This window comes from Polaromonas sp. YR568 (assembly GCF_943369415.1).
Taxonomy (GTDB): Bacteria; Pseudomonadota; Gammaproteobacteria; order Burkholderiales; family Burkholderiaceae_C; genus Polaromonas.
In genome coordinates, this window is record NZ_CALRNF020000052.1 from 1 (window position 1) to 22,652 (window position 22,652).

Below are 22,652 nucleotides of genomic sequence, written 5' to 3' on the forward strand. Positions count from 1 at the left end.
AAGGACAGCGCCATCGCCATGACCCACGTGCCCTACAAGGGCGCGGCACCGGCCATCACCGACCTGCTGGGCGGCCAGGTGGACGTGCTGATCACCTCCACCGCCTCGGTGTCCAGCTTCATCCAGAACGGCAAGATGCGCGCGCTGGCCGTCACCAGCCCGCGCCGCATCGGCGTGTTCGCCAAGGTGCCGACGCTGGAAGAGCTGGGCTACCGCAACTCGACCTTTGAAGACTGGTACGGCTTCTTCGCACCGGCCGGAACGCCTCCCGAGCGCGTGGCCTACCTGCATGACAGCATCGTGCGCGCCCTGAAATCGCCGGAAGTCAGCAAGCTGATCACCGAAGGCGGCAGCGAAGTGGTGGGCAACACGCCGGCGGCCTTTGCCGCGCAGCTCAAGGAAGACATCGCCCGCTGGTCGCGCGTCGTCAAACTTTCGGGTGCCAAGCTAGACTGATCCCGCAGTCTGTCACTCCGTCTTCACCAGGGCGCTCCCGACATGAACAAAAAACCGCCGCCGGCCACCTCGCCCAACCCGTCACCCCTGACGCGCCTGGTCCATGCCGGCAAGCAGCCGGCCTATGCGGGTGGGCGACCGGTCAACCCGCCCGTGGTGCGCGCCAGCACCGTGCTGTTCGACAGCACGGCGCACCAGCACGAGATGCGCGTGCGGCGCGGCGAAGAGCGCCTGTTCACCTATGGGGCGCGCGGCAACCCGACCAATTACGCGCTGGAAGACCTGGTGAGCGAACTTGAAGGCGCTTACCGCACGCGGCTTTTCCCCACGGGCCTGGCCGCGATCGCGATGACGCTGCTGTCCTACCTCAAGCCCGGCGACCACATACTGATGTCGGACAGCGTCTACGAGCCGGCACGCAAGCTGGTGGACTCCTTCCTCACGCCCTACAACATCCGCTGTACTTTTTTTGCGGCCGACGGTAGCGGCGTGGAAGAAAAAATCGAGACCGGCACGCGCATGATTTATGCCGAATGCCCGGGCTCGCTGGTGTATGAAATGTGCGACCTGCCGCGCCTGGCCGCGATCGCGCACGCCAAAGGCCTGCTGCTGGTGGCCGACAACACCTGGGGATCGGGCTGCCAGTACCGGCCGCTGGCGCTGGGCGCCGACGTGTCCGTCATGGCGGCCACCAAATACCTGTCGGGCCATTCCGACGTGATGATGGGCACCGTGGCCACCACACAAGCCGCCTGGCAGGCGTTGAATGAGCGCAGCGATGCCTTCGGCATGACGGTGAGCCCGGACGACGCCTACCTGGTGCTGCGCGGCGCGCGCAGCATGGCCGCGCGCCTGGCCCTGCATGAAAGCCACGCCCTGAAGGTGGCGGCCTGGCTGCAGACGCGCAGCGAAGTGGCCACCGTGTTCTGCCCCGCCCTGCCCGGCGACCCTGGCCACGCCCTCTGGCAGCGCGACTGCACGGGCACCAACGGCCTGCTGTCTTTCGAGCTGCAAGGCAGCTTCGACCAGGCGGGCGCCGAGCGGCTGATCGACGGCTTGCGGCTGTTCGGCCTGGGCGCTTCCTGGGGTGGCTATGAAAGCCTGGTCACGCTGGCCAATATGCGCAACGCCCGCAGCGTGGCAGACTGGTCCGGCCGCGGCCAGGTCATACGGCTGCACATCGGGCTTGAAGACCCGGCGGACCTGCTGGGCGATTTGCAGCAGGGCTTCGCCGCGCTGCGCGCCTGAGCAGGGCTTGCCGCCGCGCCGCCCGCCGGCGCTTCCTCCTTTTTATTCCGGCCTTCTTCCACCAGGTTTTTCACGACCATGCTCAGCTCTGCGCGCCCCTGGCTTCTCCACACCCGCAGCCTGTGGCCTGGCCTGGCCTTGCCGCTGCTCATCATGCTGGGCGCCACTTTCCTCTCCGAGCATTACGGCGGCCCGCAATTGCTCTACGCCCTGCTGTTCGGCCTGGCTTTTCATTTTCTGCACCAGGACGCGCGCTGCCGGCCCGGCATCGAGTTCTGCGCCAGGACGCTGCTGCGCATAGGCGTGGCGCTGCTGGGCGCGCGCATCACGCTGGCGCAAATCGGGCAACTGGGCATAGGGCCGCTGGCCACGGCGGTGATCGCCATTGCCAGCGCCATCGCGCTGGGCGCCTGGCTGGCGCGGCGCCTGGGCCTGAGCATCGACTTCGGCCTGCTCTGCGGCGCGGCTGTTTCGATTTGCGGCGCTTCGGCGGCGCTGGCGGTGGCGGCCGTGATGCCCAAGACACCAGACAACGAGCGCCACACGCTGCTGACGGTGGTCGGCGTCACGGGCCTGTCGACCCTGGCGATGATCGCCTATCCCTTGCTCGCCCGGGTTCTGCGGCTGGACGACACCGGCGCCGGCATCTTCCTGGGCGGCACCATCCACGACGTGGCGCAGGTCGTCGGGGCGGGCCTGATGATGTCGCATGAGACCGGGGACGTCGCAGTCATCGTCAAGCTGTTTCGCGTGACGCTGCTGGTGCCGGTGGTGGCGGTGCTCGCCTGGTACTGGCGGCGGCGCGGCAGCCCTGATGGCGCTGCCGGCCGGCGCACGCCGCTGCTGCCTTTCTTCCTGGTCGGCTTCATGACTCTGGTGCTGGCCAACAGCCTGGGCGTGGTCACGCCCAGGCTCAATGAAGCGCTGGGCCAGGTCTCGCGCGTCTGCCTGGTGGTTGCCATCGCGGCGCTGGGCATCAAGACATCGTTCGAGGAACTGGTCAAGCTCGGCTGGCGGCCCATGGCCTTGATGCTGGTGGAGACGCTATGGCTGGTCCTGATTTTCGTGGTCTACCTGTGCGTCTTCCGCTGAACAGCTTCTAAGCCAAAAGGCAGGCCGCTTCCGTCTGGTCGCTCAGGCGGCGCAACGCCGGAACTTCTTCAGCGCAGCGCGCAATGGCCAGCGGGCAGCGCGTGCGGAACACACAGCCTGAAGGCGGCGCCATGGGTGAAGGCAAATCCCCCTGCAGCAGCTGGATCACCTTCTTGCGTTCCAGTACCGGGTCTGGAATCGGGATGGCCGACAGCAGCGCCTGTGTGTAGGGATGGCGCGGCGATGCGTACAGCGCTTTCTTGTTCGCCACTTCCATTTCGTGCCCGAGGTACATCACCAGGATGCGGTCGCTGATGTGTTTGACGACGGCCAGGTCATGGGCGATGAAGATCAGCGCCAGACCCATGGACTTTTGCAAGTCCTTGAGCAGGTTGATGATCTGCGCCTGGATGGACACGTCGAGCGCCGACACCGGCTCGTCGCAGATGATGAGCTTGGGCTCCAGGATCAGCGCCCGCGCAATGCCGATGCGCTGGCACTGGCCGCCGGAGAACTCATGCGGGTAGCGGTTGATCTGCTGCGCCGTCAGGCCGACGCGGCTCATCATGGCCTTGACGCGCTGCATCACCTCGGCCTCCGGCATGCCGGCGCGGTGCGTGCGCAAGGGCTCGGCAATGATCTGCGCGATGGTCATGCGCGGGTCCAGCGAGGCCAGCGGGTCCTGGAAGATCATCTGGATGTCCGCCCTGGCGCTCTGCCAGGCCTGGGCGGAAGCGCCCGTCATCTCGCGGCCCATCCAGGTGATGCTGCCGGCCGTGGCGGGAATCAGGTTGAGCACCGCGCGCGCCAGCGTCGACTTGCCGCAGCCCGACTCGCCCACCACGCCCAGGGTTTCGCCCGCATGGATGTCGAAAGAAATGCCGTCCACGGCCTTGAGGGTGCGGGCCCGCGACCAGGGCCAGGCACTGCCGCTTTTGACCTTGAAATGCACCTTGAGGTCCCGCACCGACAGGATGGGTAGGCGCGCCTCACGCATGGGTGGCTCCTTTTGCCGCGAGTTCGGCCACGGCCTGCACGGATCGGTGGCAGGCCCTGAGCACGGCGGCATCGTGCCCGGCCGGCAGCAACGCGGGCAACACATCGAAGCACTCTTCGCTGGCCAGCGTGCAGCGCGCACTGAACGGGCAGCCCCTGGGCAGCTTCGCCATATTGGGCGGCGCGCCGGGAATGGCGACCAGCGCCTCATCTTCGGCGTCCAGGCGCGGTATGGCGCCCAGCAGGCCCACGGTGTAGGGATGCGAGGCGCGGTAAAAAATGCTGTCGGCGCCGCCCTGCTCCATCACGCGCCCGCCGTAGAGCACCATGACCTCGTCGCACAGGCCGGCCACCACGCCCAGGTCGTGCGTGATCATGATGATGGCGGTGCCGAAGTCGCGCTGCAGCTCGCGCAGCAAGGCGATGATCTGCGCCTGCACCGTCACGTCCAGCGCGGTCGTGGGTTCGTCGGCGATCAGCACCTCGGGTTCGCACAGCAAGGCCATGGCGATCATCACGCGCTGGCGCATGCCGCCGGAAAATTCGTGCGGATACATCGTGATGCGGCGCGCGGCCTCGGGAATCTTCACCGCATCGAGCAGTTGCACCGAGCGGGTGCGCGCGGACTTGCGGTCCATGCCCTTGTGGAACTGCAGCACCTCGGTCATCTGCCTCTCCACCGTCAGGTAGGGATTCAGCGAAGTCATGGGGTCCTGGAAAATCATGGCCACGCGGTTGCCGCGTATCTTGTTGAGCTCGGCCGGTTTCATGGCCAGCAGGTCGCGCCCCTGGTACAGGGCCTGGCCGGTGGCCTTGCCGTTGCCGGCCAGCAGGCCCATCATGGCCAGCACGCTCTGGCTTTTGCCGGAGCCGCTTTCGCCGACGATGCCCAGGGTCTGGCCCCTGTCCAGCGAAAAGTTGATGCCGTTGACGGCATAGACCACGCCGTCCTGCGTCTGGAATTGCACGCCAAGGTCGTTGACTTCAATCAGGCTCATGGTGTCGCTCAGCGTTCCTTGGGGTCCAGCGCATCGCGCAGGCCGTCCCCGATGTAGTTGAAGCAGTAGAGGGTCAGCGACAGCAGGCCGGCCGGGAACAGCAGCATCCACGACGACACCTCCATGACGGAGGCACCATCGTGGATCAGCACGCCCCAGCTCGTCATCGGCTCCTGGATGCCCAGCCCCAGGAAGGACAGTACCGACTCGACCAGGATCACGGCCGGCACGGTCACCGTGGTGTAGATCACCACGATGCCCAGCAGGTTGGGCACGATGTGCTGGAAGATGATGCGCCGCGTCGGCACGCCCAGGGCGCGCGCCGCTTCGATGAACTCGCGCGAACGCAGCGACAGGGTCTGGCCGCGCACCACGCGCGCCATGTCCATCCAGGAGAACACCGTGATGGTGATCACCACCAGGTAGAAGGCGCGCCCCAGAATTGTCACCATCAGGATCGCGATCAGCAGGTAAGGCACGGCGTACATCATGTCGACGACGCGCATCATGAAGGCGTCCACCTTGCCGCCTATAAAGCCCGCCGTCGCACCCCAGACAATGCCCAGCGTGACAGCCGACAGCGTGGCCAGGAGACCCACCATCAGGGATATGCGGCCGCCGACCAGGCTGCGCACCAGCAGGTCGCGGCCCGACTCGTCGGTGCCGAAGAAATGCGCGTTCTTGAGCGTGGGCGGCAAACTCATGGCATCCCAGTCGGCAGCGTCGAAGGCATGCGGCAGCAGCCAGGGCCCGGCGATACAGCACAGCGTGATGAAAGCCAGCAAGCCCAGGCTGAACACCGCGGCCTTGTTGCGCAGGAAACGCCCGCGCGCGTCGGCCCAGGGACTGCGCCCCGCGATGTCGGCCGGCGCCGCCGCCAGCGTGTTGCCCAGCGACGCGACGAGCCTGTCTTGTTTGTCATTGTTCCTGAACAGCATGGCGTTTCGCTTCAATACCGGATCTTCGGGTCAAGCAAGGCATACGCCAGGTCGACCAGCAGGTTGAGCGTCACGGCGATCACGGTCACCAGCACCACCAGGCCCAGCACCAGGGTGTAGTCGCGGTTGGCGGCGCCGTTGACGATCAGTTTGCCGATGCCCGGCAGCGAGAACACCGACTCGGTCACGATGGCCGAGGTGATCGACGAAATCGCCAGCGGCCCCATGACGGACACCACGGGCAGCAGCGCCGGCTTGAGGGCGTGGCGCAGGATGATGGTGCGCGTGGGCAGGCCCTTGGCGCGCGCGGTGCGTATGAAATTGCTGTGCAGCACCTCGATCAGGCTGCCGCGCATGACGCGTCCTATCGTCGCCACATTGATGAAGATCAGCAGCAGCATGGGCAGGACCATGAAGCGCGGCGAAAAATCGTCCCAGCCGCCGGCCGGCGCGACCTTGAGCCAGACGGCGAACACCAGGATCAGCACCGGGCCGATCACAAACGAAGGAAACACATGGCCCGCGTTGCCGAGCAGCATCACCGCGTAATCGATGGCGCTGTTCTGCCGCAGGGCGGCCATGGTGCCGAGGAACACCCCGACGAACAAAGAGATGACGATGGCGCCTCCGCCTATCGCCGCGGAGACCGGCAGCGCCTTGGCCACCAGTTCGTTGACCGACCAGTCGGCATAACGGAAGGACGCGCCCAGGTCGCCGTGCAGCAGGCTGTTGAGGTAGTACAGGTACTGCCGCCACAGCGGCTGGTCGAGGTGGTACTTGGCCTGCAGGTTGGCCAGCACCGCCGCGGACACCTTGCGCTCGTCGTCAAAAGGCCCGCCCGGCGTGCCGTGCAGCAAAAGGTAGCAGACGGTGACGACAGCCAGCAAGGTCGGGATCGTCGCCAGGATGCGCCTGAAGGTGTAAGACCACATGAGGGTGTCTCCGGTGGATGTCAGTGTGAGCGCATGAATGTGCGGGCCGGGTACAGCTTAGCCCTGAAAGGCCGGCATGGCATCAGCAAAATATCGGAATGCGGTGAAAGAAAGACGCGGCAGGCAGGCGCGCGGCGGCGCCCGCCCCCAAAGCCGTCCTCAGTGCTTGATGATGTACAGGTCCTTGGCGCGGTAGCGGTCCAGCGCATTGGTGGTCGAGTAACCGCCCACATAGGGCTTGACCAGCCGCGGCACGGTGTACTGCAGCAGCGGGATGATGGGGTAGTCCTCCATGATCATCTTCGCGGCCTGCGTCAGCAGCACCTTGCGCTTGGCCGGGTCCAATTGCTGGTTGCCCTCGTCGATCAGCGCCGAGGCCTTGCGGTTGCAGCTGTTGTGGTAGTTCTGGTCCGAGTCGCACTGCACCAGCGTGAGCCAGGTGGTGGCGTCGTTGTAGTCGGCCACCCAGCCGTTGCGGGCGATCTGGTAGTCCTTGTCGGTGCGCTTCTTGATCAGCACCTTGAATTCCATGGCCTCGAGTTCAACCTCCAGGCCCAGCTTGGTCTTCCACTCGGAAGCCGCGAAGATGGCCATCTTCTTGTGGTAATCACTGGTGTTGTAGGAGAACTTGAGCTTGGTGCCCGGCGGCAGCGCCGCTTCCTTCAGCAGTTTCTTCGCTTCGGCAATGCGCTTGTCGGCGGGCCACTTGGCCCAGTCGTAGGCGGTGACGTCGGCGCCGGAAGTGCCCTTGACGATCACGCCGTAAGCCGGCGTCTGCCCGTCGGCCGTGACGCGCTGCGCGAGGATGTCGCGGTCCAGCGCCATGGACAGCGCCTTGCGCACCCGGATGTCCTTGAGGGCCGGGTCCGCGTTGTTCAGCGAGTAGTAGCGCAGGCCCAGCATGTCGGTGTTGCGGATTTCCTTGGGGTACTGCGCCTTGTACTTGTCGTAGGTGCCGGGCGGGAGCTGATAGACCCAGTCGTTCTCGCCCGACTCATAAAGCTTGACGTCGGCATTGCCGTCCTCGACCGGGAGGTAGGTCATCTTGGTGAGCTGGACGTTTTTGGCATCCCAGTACGCGGGGTTCTTGACCAGGATGATCTTGCTGTTGACCTGCCAGTCCTTGAGCGAGAAGGCGCCGTTGTTCACCATGTTGGCGGGCCGGGTCCAGTCCTTGCCGAATTTTTCGAGGGTGGCCTTGTGCAGGGGCGCGAGCTGGGGGTTGGAAACGACTTCGGGCAGGAAGCTGACCGGGAAAGGCGTCTTGATTTCCAGGGTGTAGGGATCGACGGCCTTGACGCCCAGTTCGGCGGCGGGCTTTTTGCCTTCGATGATCTCTTTCGCGTTGAGCAGGAAGACGCCGTAGGTGGAGGCGTATTTCGAGGCGGTGGCCGGGTCGACGAAACGGCGCATGCTGTAGATGAAGTCCTCGGCGGTGACAGGGTCGCCATTGGACCACTTGGCATTTTTGCGCAGCTTGAAGACCCAGGTCTGGGGATCAACCTGCTTCCAGCTTTCGGCCACGCCCGGCACGATCTTGCCGTTGTTGTCGGCGGCGCACAGCCCTTCGAACATGTCGCGGATCACGTTGTTGGCCGGCACGCCTGTCGCCAGCGCGGCGTCCAGGGTTTCGGGCTCGGAGCCGTTGTTGCGGACCAGTTCCTGCGTTTCATGCAGTTTCACGCCCGCGGGCACCGTGGCCGCGGCGGCCAGGCCGGCCGAGGCCAGCAGCACAGCGCATGTCAGCGCCCTCATCGTGCAGTTTGAGTTCATGTTTGTTGCACTCCCGGATAAAAAAACTGGCGGGCTTGTGGCCCGCCATGGTTGATGGAGCGTCTCGCCTCCCGTGGAAGACTCGACGTTTGGCCTGTCAGTCGGCGCGAATATACCGCCGCCCCCAGTGCCACCTTGTAGGGAGTAACCCTTCAGCAATTACCGTGCCTTATCGAGCGCCTCTATGGGAGCCGATACATCCGGCACACTTGCTCACAACTGGAGGTGCCGGCCATTCAGGAAATGGGCAAAAAAAAGCCCGCCCCTTGAACAGGGCGGGCGGCTGTGAACCATGCGGCAAGCGATCAGCGGCTAAGCCGGGTATCGACCTTCAGGCTTAGCGCTTCTTCAGGGGGCGGTTCTTTCCAACCGCCGCCCAGCGTTTTGTACAGCGTGACCTGGCTCTGGAGCTGGGCCAGGCGGGTCTGCACCACGGCCTGGCGCGCGGCGAACAGCGCGCGCTGCGCGTCGAGCTGGTCGAGGTAGCTGGCAATGCCGTTCTGGTAGCGCAGGTCGGCCAGCTTGAAACGCGTGGCTTCGGAGTTGGCTTGGGCCTGCTGGGCGCGCAGTTGCTCGCCCAGAGTGGCACGGCCGGCCAGGGCATCGGCCACTTCGCGGAAAGCCGTCTGGACGGATTTTTCGTACTGCGCAATGGCGATGTCGCGCCCGGCGTTGGCCGAATCCAGCCCCGCGCGGTTGCGGCCGGCGTCAAAGAGCGGCAGGATCAGCTGCGGCGCCATGGTCCAGCCGTAGGAGCCGCTCTTGAAGAGGCCCGACAGGTGCGAACTGGCGCTGCCGGCGCTGGCCGTGAGCGAGATGCGCGGGAAGAACGCCGCGCGCGCCGCACCAATATCGGCATTGGCGGACAACAATTGCTGCTCGGCCTGGCGCACGTCGGGGCGGCGGGTCAGCAAGTCCGAAGGCAGGCCCGCGGGCACGTCGATCATCATGGGCGCATCGGACAGGCCCTTGCCGGCCGGCAGAGCCACCGCGAGTTCACCCGTGAGGGGTTGACCCAGCAGCAACGTCAGGGCGTTCTGGTCCAGCGCGCGCTGGCGCACCTGCTGGGCCAGCGCGACACGAGCGCCTTCGGTGACCGATTCGGCCTGGCGGTAGTCCAGCTCGGAGGTGACGCCGTTGTCAAAACGCAGCTTGCTGAGCTTGAGCGATTCTTCGCGCGTGGCCAGCGTCTGCTGCGTGATCGCCAGCAATTCCTCGTCGGCCAGCAGCGCGAGATAGGTGTTGGCCACTGCGGCGATCAGGCTGATCTGTGTGGTCTTGCGCCCTTCTTCGGTGGCCAGGTACTGCGCGAGCGCCGCCTCCTTCAGGCTGGCGACACGGCCGAAGAAATCCAGCTCATAGGACGTCATCAGCAAACCGCCGGTGTAGGCGCTGCTGATGCTGCCGTTGCCGTTGGCATTGGGCTGGCGCGAACCTGTGATGCCGGCGCTGATGGTCGGGAACTGGTCGGCGCGCCGGATCCCATACTGCGCGCGCGCCTGCTCGATGTTGAGCACGGCGATGCGCAGGTCACGGTTGTTGCGCAGGGCGGCATCGATGAGCTTGCGCAGCTGCGGGTCGCTGAAAAACGCCTGCCACTCGATGTCGGCCGCGGCCGGCGTGTTGGGCGTGGGCTGCGTCTGCGCGGACTCGGCGATCCAGCCCGATGTGGTGGGGTACTGGTCGGCCACCGGGGCGGCCGGCCGTTCGTACTTCGGGATCATGGAGCAGCCGGTGAGCAGCGCCGCCGCTGCCGCAAGCGCCAGAAGCTGTGGAAGCCCTGAAAGCCTGGATGGGGAATTACTCATGGGCCTTACCTTCATTTCCTTCCTCTCCGGTGATGCCTGCCGCTTTGGCATGCTCCGAATACATCCTGTTTTGCCGTTCGCTGCCCTTGAAGAGGCCGCGCACCACCACGAAGAACACCGGGACAAAAATCACCGCGAGGGCCGTGCCGGTGATCATGCCGCCTATCACGCCGGTGCCGATGGCGCGCTGGCTCGCGGAGCCCGCGCCCGAGGCCAGCACCAGCGGCAGCACACCCAGGCCGAAGGCCAGCGAGGTCATGACGATGGGGCGGAACCGCAGGTGGGCTGCCGCCAGGGCGGACTCGATCACGCCCTTGCCCTGGGCCTGCAGGTCCTTGGCGAACTCGATGATCAGAATCGCGTTCTTCGCCGACAGGCCGATGATGGTGATCAGGCCGACCTGGAAGTACACGTCGTTGGCGTAGCCGCGGAACAGGGTTGCCAGCAGCACGCCGATCACGCCCAGCGGCACGACCAGGATCACCGCCAGCGGAATGCTCCAGCTTTCATACAGCGCGGCCAGGCACAGGAACACCGCCAGGATGGCGAAGCCGTAGAGCAGCGTGGCCTGCGAGCCGGCGAGTTTTTCCTCGCGCGACTGGCCCGTCCATTCAAAGCCGAAACCTTGTGGCAGCTGCGCCGCGAGCTTTTCCATCTCGGCCATGGCAGCGCCCGTGCTGTAGCCCGGTGCGGCCGTACCGCCTATGCGCATCGCGGGGTAGCCGTTGTAGCGCACCGTCTGCATCGCGCCCGTGATCCAGCGCGTGCTGGCAAAGGCCGACAGCGGCACCGGCTGCCCCTTGTTGTTGCTGGCGTTCAGCCTGAGCAGGTCGTCGGGCTGCATGCGCGCGGGCGCATCGGCCTGCACCACCACGCGCTGCAGGCGGCCCTGGTTCGGGAAGTCGTTGATATAGCTGGAGCCCAGCGAGGTCGACAGCACCGAGTTGATCGAGTCGAAAGTCACGCCCAGTGCGTTGGCCTTGTCGCGGTCGATGTCGATCTGCAGCTGCGGCGCGTCTTCCAGTCCGTCGGGACGCACCTGCGCGAGGACCGGGCTCTTGGCGGTAAGGCCCAGCAACTGGTTGCGCGCATTGACGAGTGCCTGGTGGCCCGCGCCGCCGCGATCCTGCAGGCGGAAGCTGAAGCCAGAAGCCGTGCCCAGCTCGGGAATCGGCGGCGGGCTCAGCGGGTAGATGAACGCATCGCGCACACCCATGAGCGCACCGAAGGCGCGGCCCGCCACGGCGCTGGCCGAGTGCGCTTCGCCGTCGCGCTCTTTCCAGTCCTTGAGCGTCACGAAAGCGAGCGCCGCATTCTGGCCCTGGCCCGAGAAGCTGAAGCCCAGCACGCCGACCATGCTTTCGACTTCGGGCTGCTTGAGCATGAAGCCTTCGACGGTCTGCATGACGGAGAGCGTGCGCTCGTAGGTCGCGCCCGGCGGCAGTTGCACGTTCACCAGCAGGTTGCCCTGGTCTTCGTTGGGCAGGAAAGACGTGGGCAAACGCAGGTAGACCACCGCGACCGCGCCGATGATGGCGACGTAAATGATGAGGTAACGCGCCGCGCGCTTGAGGATGCGCGCGACCACGCTCTCATAGCCCTTGGCCGTGCGCGAGAAGCCGCGGTTGAACCAGCCGAAGAAGCCGGTCTTGGCATGGTGGTGCCCGGCCTCGACGGGCTTGAGCAGCGTGGCGCACAGCGCCGGCGTAAGCGACAGGGCCATGAAGGCCGAAAAGGCGATGGACGACACCATCACCGCAGAGAACTGGCGGTAGATGTTGCCGGTCGAGCCCGCGAAGAAGGCCAGCGGCACGAAGACCGAAATCAGCACCACGGTCACGCCGATGATGGCGCCCGAGATCTGGCCCATGGCTTTGCGGGTGGCCTCCAGCGGCGGCAGGCCCTCCTCGGTCATGATGCGTTCGACGTTCTCGACCACCACGATCGCATCATCGACCACGATACCGATCACCAGCACCATGCCGAACATGGTCAGCACGTTGATGGAAAACCCGAGCGCCAGCAAGGTGGCGAAGGTACCCAGCAGCGCGATGGGCACCACGATGGTCGGGATGATGGTGTAGCGCCAGTTCTGCAGGAACAGGAACATCACCAGGAACACCAGGGCCACGGCTTCGAACAGCGTCTCGGCCACTTGCGAGATCGAAATTTTGACGAAGCGCGAGCTGTCGTAGGGGATGCTCCACTTCATGCCTTGCGGGAAATAGCGCTCGAGCTCGGCCATCTTCTCGCGCACGGCCTTGGCCGAGGCCAGGGCATTGCCGCTGGGCGCGAGCTGAACGCCGATACCAATCGCTTGCTGGCCGTTCAGGCGAGCCGAGGTCGCGTAGGACTGGCCGCCCAGTTCGATGCGCGCCACGTCTTTCAGGCGCACCGACGAGCCGTCGGTGTTGGCGCGCAGCACGATGTTGCTGAACTGCTCGATATTGGCGAGCTGGCCGTTGACCACCACGGTGGCCGCGATGCCCTGCCCTGCCACGTTGGGCCGGTCGCCTATGCTGCCGGCGGACACCTGGGCGTTCTGGGCGCGGATGGCATTGTTGACGTCGTTGGCCGAGAGGCTGACGCCCCGCAGCTTGGCCGGGTCCAGCCAGATGCGCATGGCGCGCTCGGTGCCGAACAGCGGGGCCTGGCCGATGCCTTTGACGCGCTGCAGCTCGGGCACGATATTGCGCGAGGCATAGTCGCCCAGCGCCACCGGGTCATGCGCCGGATTGTCGGACGAGAGCATGGTGAACAGCAGAAAGTTGGCGCGCGACTTGTCGACGCGCACGCCTTGCTGCGTCACCGCGGCGGGCAGGCGCGGCGCGGCGCGCGAGAGCCGGTTCTGCACGTCCACCTGCGCCAGGTCGGGGTTGGTGCCGGGTTCGAAGCTCAGCGTGATGCTGCCCGAGCCGTCGGCCTGCGCGACCGACTCCATGTAGATGAGGCCGGGCGAACCGTTCATCTCGCGCTCGATCACCGACAGCACGCTGTCCTCCAGCGTCTGGGCCGAAGCGCCCGGGTAGGCGGTGTTGACGACGATGGCGGGTGGCGCCACGGGCGGGTACTGGGCGATCGGCAGCTGCGTGATCGCCACGCCGCCCACCACCAGGATGAACAGGGCGATCACCCAGGCAAAGATCGGCCGATCAATGAAAAACTTGGCCATGTGCTGGGCTCCTTACTTCGCTGCAGCGGATGCTGCGGAAGCGGCGGGTTTCGCGGCGGCCGATGCCGATGCAGCCGGGGCGGAAGCCGCGCCTGCGGCGGGCTTGGCGCCCGGCGCCTGCCAGGGCACGGGCTTGACCGTGGCGCCGGGCTGCAGTTTCTGGAAGCCGTCGACCATGACCTGCTCGCCGGTCTTCAGGCCGTCAAGCACCACCCACTGGTTGCCCTGGGCCGAGCCGATCTTGATGGTACGCGGGCTGACTTTGCCGTCGGCGCCCACCACCATGACGGAGTCGCCCTGGCCCGAGCGCGTGACAGCCTGCTGCGGCAAGGTGATGGCGTTGGTGGCCTGCGCCTGCTCAAGGCGCACACGCACATAGAGGCCCGGCAGCAACTGGTTGCCGGGGTTGGGGACTTCGGCGCGCAGGGTGATCTGGCCGGTGGTTGCGTCCACGGTCAGGTCGGAAAACAGCAGGCGGCCGGGGCGCGCGTATTCGGTGCCGTCTTCCAGCACGATGCGCACGCTGGCGGCTTCGGCGCCGCTGGCGCGCTTGAACTGGCCGCTTTCCATGGCGGCGCGCAGCTTCATGACCTCGGGCGCCGACTGCGTGAAGTTGACGTACATGGGATTGATCTGCTGGATCACCGCCAGCTGGGTGGCTTCACCCTGCCCGACCAGCGCGCCTTCGGTCACCAGCGCGCGGCCTATGCGGCCCGAAATCGGAGCCGTCACCGAGGCATAACCCAGGTTGATGTTGGCCGTCTGCACGCTGGCCTTGCCCACGGCGACGTCGGCTTCGGCCTGCTTCTGCGCGGCGACAGCGGTGGCGTATTCCTGCTTGCTGACGGCGTTGGCCTCGACCAGCGGCTTGTAGCGCTCGGCCAGCGAGCTGGCCTGCGCCAGGTTGGCTTCGGCGCGTGCCTGGCCGGCCTTGGCGCTGGCGGCGGCTGCCGCGTACGGCGCGGAATCAATGGCAAACAGCGGCTGGCCTTCCTTGACGTCGCTGCCTTCGCGGAACAAGCGCTTTTGCAGGATGCCGGCGGCGCGCGCCCTGACTTCGGCAATGCGCGAAGCCTCCAGGCGGCCGGGCAGCTCGGTGATGAGGCCCACGTCACCCTGGGTGACCGTGACCACACCGACTTCCGCCGGGGGTGGCGCGCCACCGGGAGCGCTGGCGCCCTTGCCGCATCCGGCCAGCAGCACGGCAAGCACCGCAGCCCCGGCAAGAGGCGTGTATTTCAGGAATTGGGGGCGCACAAACGAATGGGCAACGCGAGACTTGGGCATGCTATTCCTCGAATTTTTGGGAAAAAGGCGCAAAGCAGAAGGCGTGATCGGTGAGTGAGGCACGGCACGCCCACCGAAAACGAAAAGAATAAGGGTTTTTGCGAGTGTTATAGTTTACATACATTTGTGAATGTATAAAAAAGAATCAAAAAAATGCGTTGCAGGAGACAGTGATGGTCCGCCGGACAAAAGAAGAAGCACTGGCCACACGCCACAAGCTGCTGGATGCGGCCGAACACCTGTTTCAGGCGCAAGGGGTGTCACGCACCAGCTTGCAGGACATTGCCCGGCGCGCCGGTGCCACGCGCGGCGCAGTCTACTGGCACTTCAAGGACAAGGCGGACCTTTTCAACGCGATGATGGAACGGGTCACGCTGCCCATGGAAGAGTCGTTCAAGCACGAGAACGAGCGACAGGAAAGCCCCGGCGAAGCCGGCCTCAACGCCATTGAGCGGATACGTCTGTCCACCGTCAATGCACTGCGGCAAATCGTGACCGATACGCAGACACGGCGGGTGTTCGAGGTCGCGACCCAAAAAGTCGAATACGTGGAAGAACTCCAGGCTGTGCGTCTTCGCCACCTGACGGTGCGCAATGGCTTCCTGGAACGCATTCAGCAGGGCATGGAAACCGCCGCGAGCCAGATGAACCTGGGCTTGCCGGTGCCGGCATCGGTGGGCGCGCAGGGCCTGCACGCCCTGATCGACGGGCTGATCCAGAACTGGCTGCTGGACCCGCAGGCCTTTGACCTGCTGGAAGTCGGCCAGTGCGCGATTGATGTTTACCTGCGCGGCCTGGGCTTTCCCGGCGAGCCGCAAAGCGCAACGGCCCCCGGATGCCTGCCTGAGGCCGCCTAGTGCAGGTGCCGCGGCTTGCGGCCGCCGCCGTGGCCTGAGCCGCCCTGCGGCCCGCCCAGCCCGCGTGGGGGCTTGCCGAGCTGCATGGAGTTGACGAGGGCATCGAAGCGCTGCTCGAACAGCTTGTCGACCGCCGCGACCACCTCGCCGAGTTCGGAGCCGTCGAAGTGGCGCTCCATCAGGCCTATCATGTCCTGCACCAGCAGGTCGCGCTGCACCTGCATGATGGCGGCCGGCGTCGGGCCGACAAAGTACATCACGAAGTCGTCACGCGCATCTTCCTCGTCGGCGCCTTCCTCTTCGTCAAAGTCGGCATCGTAAAACGTCACCTCAATAGGCGCACCCGCCTCCGCGAGGTCGTTGAGGCCCATGCACATTTCGTCGAGCGCCTGGCGGAAGTCTTCGTCGCCCGGCACGGTCCAGCACATTTGCAGCAAATGCTTGTGGACGTCGAAACGGATGCCCGGCTCTTCCTCATAGGCGCTCGCGGCGGCCGCCGCCAGGGATTTGGAGCCCGCGTACTTCCACAGCGGCTTCAAGGCCTCCTGCAGTTGCTCAAAGGTAACCTCCGCACGCAAAGGCACTTCGCCGTGCACGTGGATTTCAAAAGGTGTGTTGTAACGGGACATGATGGAATTTATCTTACCCAGTTTTCAAAGGCGCGCCCGGCGCATGGGTGTGCCGCTGTGGTGCCTGAGACCGGAATCGAACCGGTACGCCCGCTATTCACGAAGCGGCGGATTTTAAGTCCGCTGTGTCTACCTATTTCACCACTCAGGCTCAAACGCTTTACCGCTTTACTCAACGCGCCGTGCAAACATCCGGGCCGGCGTCTCACAAGCTATTGTCAAACAAAAAAGCCCCATGGCTGGGGCTGATTACAAGGGTCTGGATGGAGGCGCGGCCCGGAGTCGAACCGGGCTAGCCGGATTTGCAATCCGGTACATAACCGCTTTGTTACCGCGCCGTATTCTGTCTGCCTCGGCAAGCCCGATGGCTTTGCCGACTACTTATATGAAACCCCCAATGAAAAAGGACAGCATTTTGAAGTGCTGCCCTTTAAATTGGAGCGGGAGAAGAGTCTCGAACTCTCGACCTCAACCTTGGCAAGGTTGCGCTCTACCAACTGAGCTACTCCCGCGATAACAGCCTCAAATTATAGCGCAGTTTTTTGACTTTTCCAAATCGACTCAAAAAACTTTTGCTGAAAGATCAATGTTTGACCGTGCCCGCGACTTCCGCAGGCGCAACCGCAGCGGCCGGCGCGGCCACTGCAGCTTCTTCGTCGGTCAGGGGAACAGGCTGGCGTTCGAGCGCAACCTGCAACACCTGGTCTATCCACTTCACCGGCACGATCTCCAGGCCGCTTTTGACGTTGTCGGGAATCTCCTGCAGGTCCTTGGCGTTTTCTTCGGGGATCAATACGGTCTTGATGCCGCCGCGCAAAGCCGCCAGCAGTTTTTCCTTCAGGCCGCCAATCGCGGTGACTTCACCGCGCAGCGTGATCTCGCCCGTCATGGCCACGTCGCCGCGCACCGGGATACCCGTCATGGCGGACACAAAAGCCGTCGTCATCGCGGCGCCGGCGCTCGGGCCGTCCTTGGGTGTCGCGCCATCCGGCACGTGGATGTGGATGTCGCGCTTCTCGAACATCTCGTCCTTGATGCCAAGCATCTTGGAGCGGCTGCGCACCACCGTGCGCGCGGCTTCCACGGATTCCTTCATGACATCGCCCAGCGAACCGGTGCGCGTGATCACGCCCTTGCCGGGCATCATGGCGGCTTCGATCGTCAGCAGGTCGCCGCCGACTTCCGTCCATGCCAGGCCCACGACCTGGCCGACCTGGTTCTGCTGCTCGGCGCGACCGTAGTTGTACTTGCGCACACCCAGGAAATCATTAAGGTTGTCCGGCGTCACGACGACCTTGGGCGTCATCTTCTTGAGCTGTATGCCCTTGACGACCTTGCGGCAGATCTTGGAGAGCTCACGCTCAAGCGAGCGCACACCGGCTTCGCGCGTGTAGTAGCGCACGATGTCGCGCACGGCCTGCTCCTGCACTTCGAGTTCTTCTTCCTTCACGCCGTTGTTCTTGACCTGCTTGGGCAGCAGGTAGCGCATGGCGATGCTGGTTTTTTCGTCTTCGGTGTAGCCGGACAGGCGAATCACTTCCATGCGGTCCAGCAGGGCCGGCGGAATGTTCATCGAGTTCGAGGTGGCCACGAACATCACGTCGCTCAGGTCGAAGTCGACCTCGACGTAGTGGTCGCCGAAGGTGTGGTTCTGCTCAGGGTCCAGCACCTCCAGCAGGGCGCTGGAAGGGTCGCCGCGGAAGTCGGTGCCCAGCTTGTCGATCTCGTCGAGCAGGAACAGCGGGTTGCGCGTGCCGGCCTTGGTCAGGCTTTGCAGCACCTTGCCCGGCAAGGCGCCGATGTAGGTGCGGCGATGGCCGCGGATTTCAGCCTCGTCGCGCATGCCGCCCAGGGCCATGCGCACGTACTTGCGCCCGGTCGCCTTGGCGATCGACTGGCCCAGGGAGGTCTTGCCCACGCCGGGAGGCCCGACGAGGCACAGGATGGGCGCCTTGAGCTTGTCGACGCGCTGTTGCACCGCGAGGTACTCGACGATCCGGTCCTTGACCTTCTCGAGCCCGTAGTGGTCTTCATTGAGCACGTTCTCGGCATTGCCCAGGTCGTGCTTGATCTTGGTCTTCTTGCTCCAGGGCAGGCCGGTCAGCACGTCGATATAGGTGCGCACCACGGTCGCTTCCGCGGACATGGGCGACATGAGCTTGAGCTTCTTGAGCTCGCTCTCGGCCTTCTTGCGCGCTTCCTGCGGCATCTTGGCGGTCTTGATCTTCTTTTCAATCTCTTCGATGTCAGCGCCCTCTTCGCCTTCACCCAGTTCCTTCTGAATGGCCTTGACCTGCTCGTTGAGGTAGAAGTCGCGCTGGTTTTTTTCCATCTGGCGCTTCACGCGGCCGCGGATTTTCTTGTCGACGTTGAGGATGTCGACTTCACGCTCAAGCTGCTCGTAGAGGTTCTCAAGCCGCGCCTTGACGTTGGCCAGGTCCAGGATCACCTGTTTCGCATCGAGCTTGAGCGGCAGGTGCGCAGCAATCGTGTCGGCCAAGCGGCCGGCATCGTCGATGCTGGAGATCGAGGTGAGGATTTCAGGCGGGATTTTTTTGTTCAGCTTGACGTAGTGGTCGAACTGCTGCATCACGGCGCGGCGCAAGGCCTCGATTTCACTGGTCTTGTCGCCGGCGATCACGGCCACCGTTTCGACGGGCGTCACGTTGGCGGAGAAATGCTGCTCGCCTTCTTCAATCTTGTTGACCGTGGCGCGTTGCTGGCCTTCGACCAGCACCTTCACGGTGCCGTCTGGCAACTTGAGCAATTGCAGGATGGTGGCGACGCAGCCGACTTCGAACATGTCTTCGACCGAGGGCTCGTCCTTGGCGGCGGCTTTTTGCGCCACCAGCATGATGCGGCGCTCGGCCTCCATGGCCGACTCCAGCGCCTTGATGCTCTTGGGACGGCCCACGAACAGCGGGATCACCATGTGCGGGAAAACCACCACGTCCCGCAATGGCAGGAGAGGCAGGTCGATGGGGGTGGAAGGCAATGAAGTTTGTCCGGACATATAAACCTTAAACGTTGGCCGTGGCAGCCAGTTGCGTGGCCCGGCGAAACACAATCAACCCAGACATGGGGCGCGGGAGGCGCTTTTCAAGCATTCCGGCCAGCCTTTGTGGTGTTCAGGCTTTCTTGGCCGCTTCTCGGTACACCAACAAAGGAGCCTTGTTTTCCTCAATTGTGGACTCGTCCACGACAACCTTGTCCACGTTGCTGGCATTGGGCAGGTCGAACATGGTGTCGATCAGCGACTGCTCCAGGATGGAACGCAGGCCGCGCGCACCCGTCTTGCGGGCCAGGGCCTTGCGGGCGATCGCCTTGAGCGCGGAGGGACGGATCTCGAGATCGACGCCCTCCATGGCCAGCAGCTTGCTGAACTGCTTGACCACGGCGTTTTTCGGCTCGGTCAGGATCTGCACCAGGGCGTCTTCGCTGAGTTCGGCCAGGGTGGCAACCACGGGCATGCGGCCGACCAGTTCGGGGATCAGGCCGAACTTGATCAGGTCTTCCGGTTCGACTTCCTTGAAGGCGTCGGTCAGGGTGCGCGACTTCTTGCTTTTGACCGTGGCTCCGAAACCCATGCCCGAGGCTTCGGTGCGGTTTTCAATGACTTTTTCCAGGCCGGAGAAGGCGCCGCCGCAGATAAACAGGATGTTGGTGGTGTCCACCTGCAGGAAGTCCTGGTTCGGGTGCTTGCGGCCGCCCTGGGGCGGCACCGAGGCCATCGTGCCTTCGATCAGCTTGAGCAGCGCTTGCTGCACGCCCTCGCCCGACACGTCGCGCGTGATGGACGGGTTGTCGGACTTGCGCGAGATCTTGTCGATTTCATCGATGTAGACGATGCCCTGCTGGGCGCGCTCGACTTCGTAGTTGCAGCTTTGCAGCAGCTTCTGGATGATGTTTTCCACGTCCTCGCCCACGTAACCGGCTTCAGTCAGCGTGGTGGCGTCGGCCATCACAAACGGCACATTGAGCGTACGCGCCAGAGTCTGGGCCAGCAGCGTCTTGCCGGAACCGGTGGGGCCGATCAGCAGGATATTGCTCTTGGTCAGTTCCACGTCGTCTTTTTTGGCTTTTTCCTTGTGGCGCAGGCGCTTGTAGTGGTTGTACACAGCCACGGCCAGCGTGCGCTTGGCCGGTTCCTGCCCGATCACATAACCATCAAGAGTGGCCTTGATTTCGGAGGGAGTGGGCAGGTCGGTGCGCGTTTCACGGACATCTTCGCCGGCGGGGAGTTCGTCGCGAATGATCTCGTTGCAGAGATCGATGCATTCGTCGCAGATGAATACCGAGGGGCCAGCGATCAGTTTTTTGACTTCGTGCTGACTTTTACCGCAAAAAGAGCAGTGCAAAGTCTTTTCGCTGGAGGAGCCTTTTTTCTCGGCCATTGGTGGGGATGCCTTTAAGGTGCCTGGGGGGAACTGTTACCTAATGATAACCAATAAAAAAACGGCGTTTCTGTTACAGAAAACGCCGTTGTTGCAGAGCAACTTCAAGGGGGTTTCAGGCAGTTTTGACCGGTTTTCACCGCATTGAACCGCCGGAAAACGCTTAGGGCCGCTTGGCGATGACCTGGTCCACCAGGCCGTATTCCTTGGCGTCTTCCGCGAACATGAAGTAGTCGCGCTCGGTGTCGCGCTCGATCTTCTCGATGGGCTGGCCGGTGTTGGCCGCCAGGATGCGATTGAGCTGGTCACGCGTCTTGAGGATGTCGCGCGCATGGATTTCAATGTCGCTCGCCTGGCCTTGCGCCCCGCCCGAAGGCTGGTGAATCATCACACGCGAGTTCGGCAGCGAAAAGCGCTTGCCCTTGGTGCCGGCCGACAGCAGGAAAGCGCCCATGCTGGCCGCCATGCCCACGCAAAGGGTGGAGACGTCGGGCTTGATGAACTGCATGGTGTCGTAGATCGCCATGCCGGCCGTCACGGAACCGCCCGGGGAGTTGATGTAGAAGGAAATGTCCTTGTCCGGGTTTTCGCTTTCCAGGAACAGGAGCTGGGCCACCACCAGATTGGCCGTCTGGTCGTTGACCGGACCCACCAGGAAGATCACGCGCTCTTTGAGCAAACGCGAATAAATGTCGTAAGAGCGCTCGCCGCGGCCGGATTGCTCGATGACCATGGGCACCATGCCCAGGCCTTGCGCATCCTGGGCGCCGGCTTGCGGGCCGGTATAGGCGCCGCCGTAAATACTGTTTCGGACCATCATTGTTTTCTCCAGAGATGTTTGTACTGTACCCAAAAACTCCCGCAGGGAATTTCGGCAAGGGCCGGCAGCGGATCGCAAGCTGTCATGCCGTAGCCCAATGAAATTGGGGCCTGCGCCGCAAAGCACAAGCCCCAATGTCAGGAAAGGCGGTGAAGAATCAGTTCTGGCCCATCAGGTCGTCGAAGGAAATGGCTTTTTCGGTGACCTTGGCCTTGCCCAGCACGAAGTCGGTCACGTTGTTTTCGATCACAACAGCCTCGACCTCGGCCATGCGGCGGTTGTCGCTCAGGTACCAGCGCACCACGTCTTGCGGTTTTTCGTAGCTGGCGGCCAGCTCTTCGATGTGGGCCTTGAGCTGGTCGGGCTTGGCCTGCAGGTCGTTGGTGCGCACCAGTTCGGCCACCACCAGACCCAGGCGTACGCGCTTTTCGGCTTGCGGACGGAAGATTTCTTCGGGAATCGGCGCCTTGTCGGCGTCCTTGACACCGCGCTGCTTGAGGTCGGCGCGGGCGCCTTCAACCATGCGGTCCAGTTCAGCCTGCACGCTGGACTTGGGCAGGTCGAGTTCGGCGTTGGCGACCAGTGCGTCCATCACGGCGTTCTTGTTGCGGGCCAGCAGGCGGAATTTGACTTCGCGCTCGAGGTTCTTCTTGATGTCGGCGCGCAGGCCTTCGACCGTTGCCTCAGCGATGCCCAGGGACTTGGCCAGGGCTTCGTTGACTTCAGGCAGGTGGGCGGCTTCGATTTTCTTGACGGTCACGAGGAAGTCGGCCTGTTTGCCTGCGACATCTTTGCCGTGGTAATCGGCAGGGAAGTTCAGCGGGAAAGTCTTGCTTTCGCCGCTTTTCATGCCGCGCACGGCGTCTTCGAATTCCTTGAGCATCTGGCCGTCGCCGATCAGGAACTGATAGTCCTCGGCCTTGCCCCCGGCGAAGGGTTCGCCGTCGATCTTGCCTTCGAAGTCGATGGTGGCGCGGTCGCCGTCCTGCGCGGGCGCGTCGGCCGCGCGCTGGGCGAAGGTGCGGCGCTGCTTGCGCAGGATGTCCAGGGTCTTGTCGATGGCCGCGTCGCTGACTTCAGCACTGACTTTTTCGACTTCGGCGCCCGACAGGTCGGCGATCTTGACTTCCGGATAGACCTCGAACACCGCGTCGAACGCGAGTTCGCCTTCGGGGGCGCCCTCTTTTTCGCTGATGCGGGGCTGGCCGGCGACGCGCAGCTTGGCTTCGTTGGCGGCCATGGCGAAGGCTTC

At 64.1% G+C, this 22,652-nt stretch carries 17 protein-coding genes and 3 tRNA genes; 4 read left to right on the plus strand and 16 right to left on the minus strand.

Translation table 11 applies throughout. The annotated features are described in order from the left end of the window. From ACLV74_RS23560 to ACLV74_RS23570, 3 genes are all read left to right on the plus strand, one after another. Window positions 1–456: Bug family tripartite tricarboxylate transporter substrate binding protein (locus ACLV74_RS23560; protein WP_411881859.1), on the plus strand; the 456-nt coding region annotated here is incomplete at its 5' end. A 42-nt stretch (window positions 457–498) separates the two neighbouring features. Then, entirely contained in the window at window positions 499–1,704 is a 1,206-nt protein-coding gene (metC, locus tag ACLV74_RS23565) for a cystathionine beta-lyase (protein ID WP_411881860.1), read from the plus strand. 78 nt (window positions 1,705–1,782) lie between these two features. Beyond that, complete coding sequence (locus tag ACLV74_RS23570) at window positions 1,783–2,796, plus strand: YeiH family protein (RefSeq protein WP_411881861.1); 1,014 nt, start codon at window positions 1,783–1,785, stop codon at window positions 2,794–2,796. Between the two features lie 7 nt (window positions 2,797–2,803). On the opposite strand, the gene oppF is transcribed toward ACLV74_RS23570, so the two are convergent. From oppF to ACLV74_RS23610, 8 genes are all read right to left on the minus strand, one after another. After that, window positions 2,804–3,793 (minus strand): murein tripeptide/oligopeptide ABC transporter ATP binding protein OppF, encoded by a 990-nt coding sequence (gene oppF / locus ACLV74_RS23575; RefSeq protein WP_411881862.1) that lies wholly within the window; start codon window positions 3,791–3,793, stop codon window positions 2,804–2,806. Then, a complete protein-coding gene (locus tag ACLV74_RS23580) occupies window positions 3,786–4,790 on the minus strand; it encodes an oligopeptide/dipeptide ABC transporter ATP-binding protein (RefSeq protein ID WP_411881863.1) in 1,005 nt (334 codons plus the stop codon). The genes oppF and ACLV74_RS23580 overlap by 8 nt, the downstream gene beginning before the upstream one ends. Window positions 4,791–4,798: 8 nt before the next feature. Beyond that, window positions 4,799–5,728: an ABC transporter permease subunit gene (locus ACLV74_RS23585; protein ID WP_411881864.1), complete on the minus strand. Its 930-nt coding sequence runs from the start codon at window positions 5,726–5,728 to the stop codon at window positions 4,799–4,801. A gap of 11 nt (window positions 5,729–5,739) precedes the next feature. After that, window positions 5,740–6,660 (minus strand): oligopeptide ABC transporter permease OppB, encoded by a 921-nt coding sequence (oppB, locus tag ACLV74_RS23590; RefSeq protein WP_411881865.1) that lies wholly within the window; start codon window positions 6,658–6,660, stop codon window positions 5,740–5,742. A gap of 159 nt (window positions 6,661–6,819) precedes the next feature. Continuing rightward, entirely contained in the window at window positions 6,820–8,415 is a 1,596-nt protein-coding gene (locus ACLV74_RS23595; protein WP_411881866.1) for a peptide ABC transporter substrate-binding protein, read from the minus strand. A gap of 323 nt (window positions 8,416–8,738) precedes the next feature. Next, entirely contained in the window at window positions 8,739–10,241 is a 1,503-nt protein-coding gene (locus tag ACLV74_RS23600) for an efflux transporter outer membrane subunit (RefSeq protein WP_411881867.1), read from the minus strand. Next, window positions 10,234–13,413 carry an efflux RND transporter permease subunit gene (locus ACLV74_RS23605; RefSeq protein ID WP_411881868.1) on the minus strand — a complete coding sequence of 1,060 codons (3,180 nt, stop codon included), beginning with the start codon at window positions 13,411–13,413 and terminating at the stop codon, window positions 10,234–10,236. Before ACLV74_RS23605 ends, ACLV74_RS23600 begins: the two co-directional genes overlap by 8 nt. A 12-nt stretch (window positions 13,414–13,425) precedes the next feature. Next, window positions 13,426–14,700 carry an efflux RND transporter periplasmic adaptor subunit gene (locus ACLV74_RS23610; RefSeq protein WP_411881869.1) on the minus strand — a complete coding sequence of 425 codons (1,275 nt, stop codon included), beginning with the start codon at window positions 14,698–14,700 and terminating at the stop codon, window positions 13,426–13,428. Between the two features lie 173 nt (window positions 14,701–14,873). Here ACLV74_RS23610 and ACLV74_RS23615 point away from each other — a divergent pair, with 173 nt between their 5' ends. Further along, on the plus strand, window positions 14,874–15,557 hold the full coding sequence (locus ACLV74_RS23615) for a TetR family transcriptional regulator (protein WP_411881870.1): 684 nt from the start codon (window positions 14,874–14,876) through the stop codon (window positions 15,555–15,557). Here the strand turns inward: ACLV74_RS23615 and ACLV74_RS23620 are convergent. The 8 genes from ACLV74_RS23620 to tig all read right to left on the minus strand — a co-directional run. Beyond that, entirely contained in the window at window positions 15,554–16,186 is a 633-nt protein-coding gene (locus tag ACLV74_RS23620; protein WP_411881871.1) for a DUF6806 family protein, read from the minus strand. The two genes, ACLV74_RS23615 and ACLV74_RS23620, sit on opposite strands and share 4 nt — an antisense overlap. Before the next feature lie 58 nt (window positions 16,187–16,244). Continuing rightward, window positions 16,245–16,337 (minus strand) — tRNA-Leu (locus tag ACLV74_RS23625). A gap of 113 nt (window positions 16,338–16,450) precedes the next feature. Beyond that, window positions 16,451–16,524, minus strand: a tRNA-Cys gene (locus ACLV74_RS23630). A gap of 98 nt (window positions 16,525–16,622) precedes the next feature. Then, window positions 16,623–16,698 (minus strand) — tRNA-Gly (locus ACLV74_RS23635). A gap of 71 nt (window positions 16,699–16,769) precedes the next feature. After that, the gene (gene lon, locus ACLV74_RS23640) at window positions 16,770–19,199 is read right to left on the minus strand and encodes an endopeptidase La (RefSeq protein ID WP_411881872.1); all 2,430 of its coding nucleotides are present in this window, start codon (window positions 19,197–19,199) and stop codon (window positions 16,770–16,772) included. A gap of 115 nt (window positions 19,200–19,314) precedes the next feature. After that, window positions 19,315–20,580 carry an ATP-dependent Clp protease ATP-binding subunit ClpX gene (gene clpX / locus ACLV74_RS23645; RefSeq protein WP_411881873.1) on the minus strand — a complete coding sequence of 422 codons (1,266 nt, stop codon included), beginning with the start codon at window positions 20,578–20,580 and terminating at the stop codon, window positions 19,315–19,317. Window positions 20,581–20,743: 163 nt separating this feature from the next. After that, window positions 20,744–21,400 (minus strand): ATP-dependent Clp endopeptidase proteolytic subunit ClpP, encoded by a 657-nt coding sequence (gene clpP, locus ACLV74_RS23650; RefSeq protein WP_411881874.1) that lies wholly within the window; start codon window positions 21,398–21,400, stop codon window positions 20,744–20,746. Window positions 21,401–21,557: 157 nt separating this feature from the next. Continuing rightward, window positions 21,558–22,652 (minus strand): trigger factor (gene tig / locus ACLV74_RS23655; RefSeq protein ID WP_411881875.1); only part of this gene is annotated, 1,095 nt, incomplete at its 5' end.

Bases quoted from the DNA above. Each gene is read 5' to 3' on its own strand.
- metC (WP_411881860.1), top strand. From the start codon at position 499: ATGAACAAAAAACCGCCGCCGGCCACCTCGCCCAACCCGTCACCCCTG.
- ACLV74_RS23570 (WP_411881861.1), top strand. From the start codon at position 1,783: ATGCTCAGCTCTGCGCGCCCCTGGCTTCTCCACACCCGCAGCCTGTGG.
- oppF (WP_411881862.1), bottom strand. From the start codon at position 3,793: ATGCGTGAGGCGCGCCTACCCATCCTGTCGGTGCGGGACCTCAAGGTG.
- ACLV74_RS23580 (WP_411881863.1), bottom strand. From the start codon at position 4,790: ATGAGCCTGATTGAAGTCAACGACCTTGGCGTGCAATTCCAGACGCAG.
- ACLV74_RS23585 (WP_411881864.1), bottom strand. From the start codon at position 5,728: ATGCTGTTCAGGAACAATGACAAACAAGACAGGCTCGTCGCGTCGCTG.
- oppB (WP_411881865.1), bottom strand. From the start codon at position 6,660: ATGTGGTCTTACACCTTCAGGCGCATCCTGGCGACGATCCCGACCTTG.
- ACLV74_RS23595 (WP_411881866.1), bottom strand. From the start codon at position 8,415: ATGAGGGCGCTGACATGCGCTGTGCTGCTGGCCTCGGCCGGCCTGGCC.
- ACLV74_RS23600 (WP_411881867.1), bottom strand. From the start codon at position 10,241: ATGAGTAATTCCCCATCCAGGCTTTCAGGGCTTCCACAGCTTCTGGCG.
- ACLV74_RS23605 (WP_411881868.1), bottom strand. From the start codon at position 13,413: ATGGCCAAGTTTTTCATTGATCGGCCGATCTTTGCCTGGGTGATCGCC.
- ACLV74_RS23610 (WP_411881869.1), bottom strand. From the start codon at position 14,700: ATGCCCAAGTCTCGCGTTGCCCATTCGTTTGTGCGCCCCCAATTCCTG.
- ACLV74_RS23615 (WP_411881870.1), top strand. From the start codon at position 14,874: ATGGTCCGCCGGACAAAAGAAGAAGCACTGGCCACACGCCACAAGCTG.
- ACLV74_RS23620 (WP_411881871.1), bottom strand. From the start codon at position 16,186: ATGTCCCGTTACAACACACCTTTTGAAATCCACGTGCACGGCGAAGTG.
- lon (WP_411881872.1), bottom strand. From the start codon at position 19,199: ATGTCCGGACAAACTTCATTGCCTTCCACCCCCATCGACCTGCCTCTC.
- clpX (WP_411881873.1), bottom strand. From the start codon at position 20,580: ATGGCCGAGAAAAAAGGCTCCTCCAGCGAAAAGACTTTGCACTGCTCT.
- clpP (WP_411881874.1), bottom strand. From the start codon at position 21,400: ATGATGGTCCGAAACAGTATTTACGGCGGCGCCTATACCGGCCCGCAA.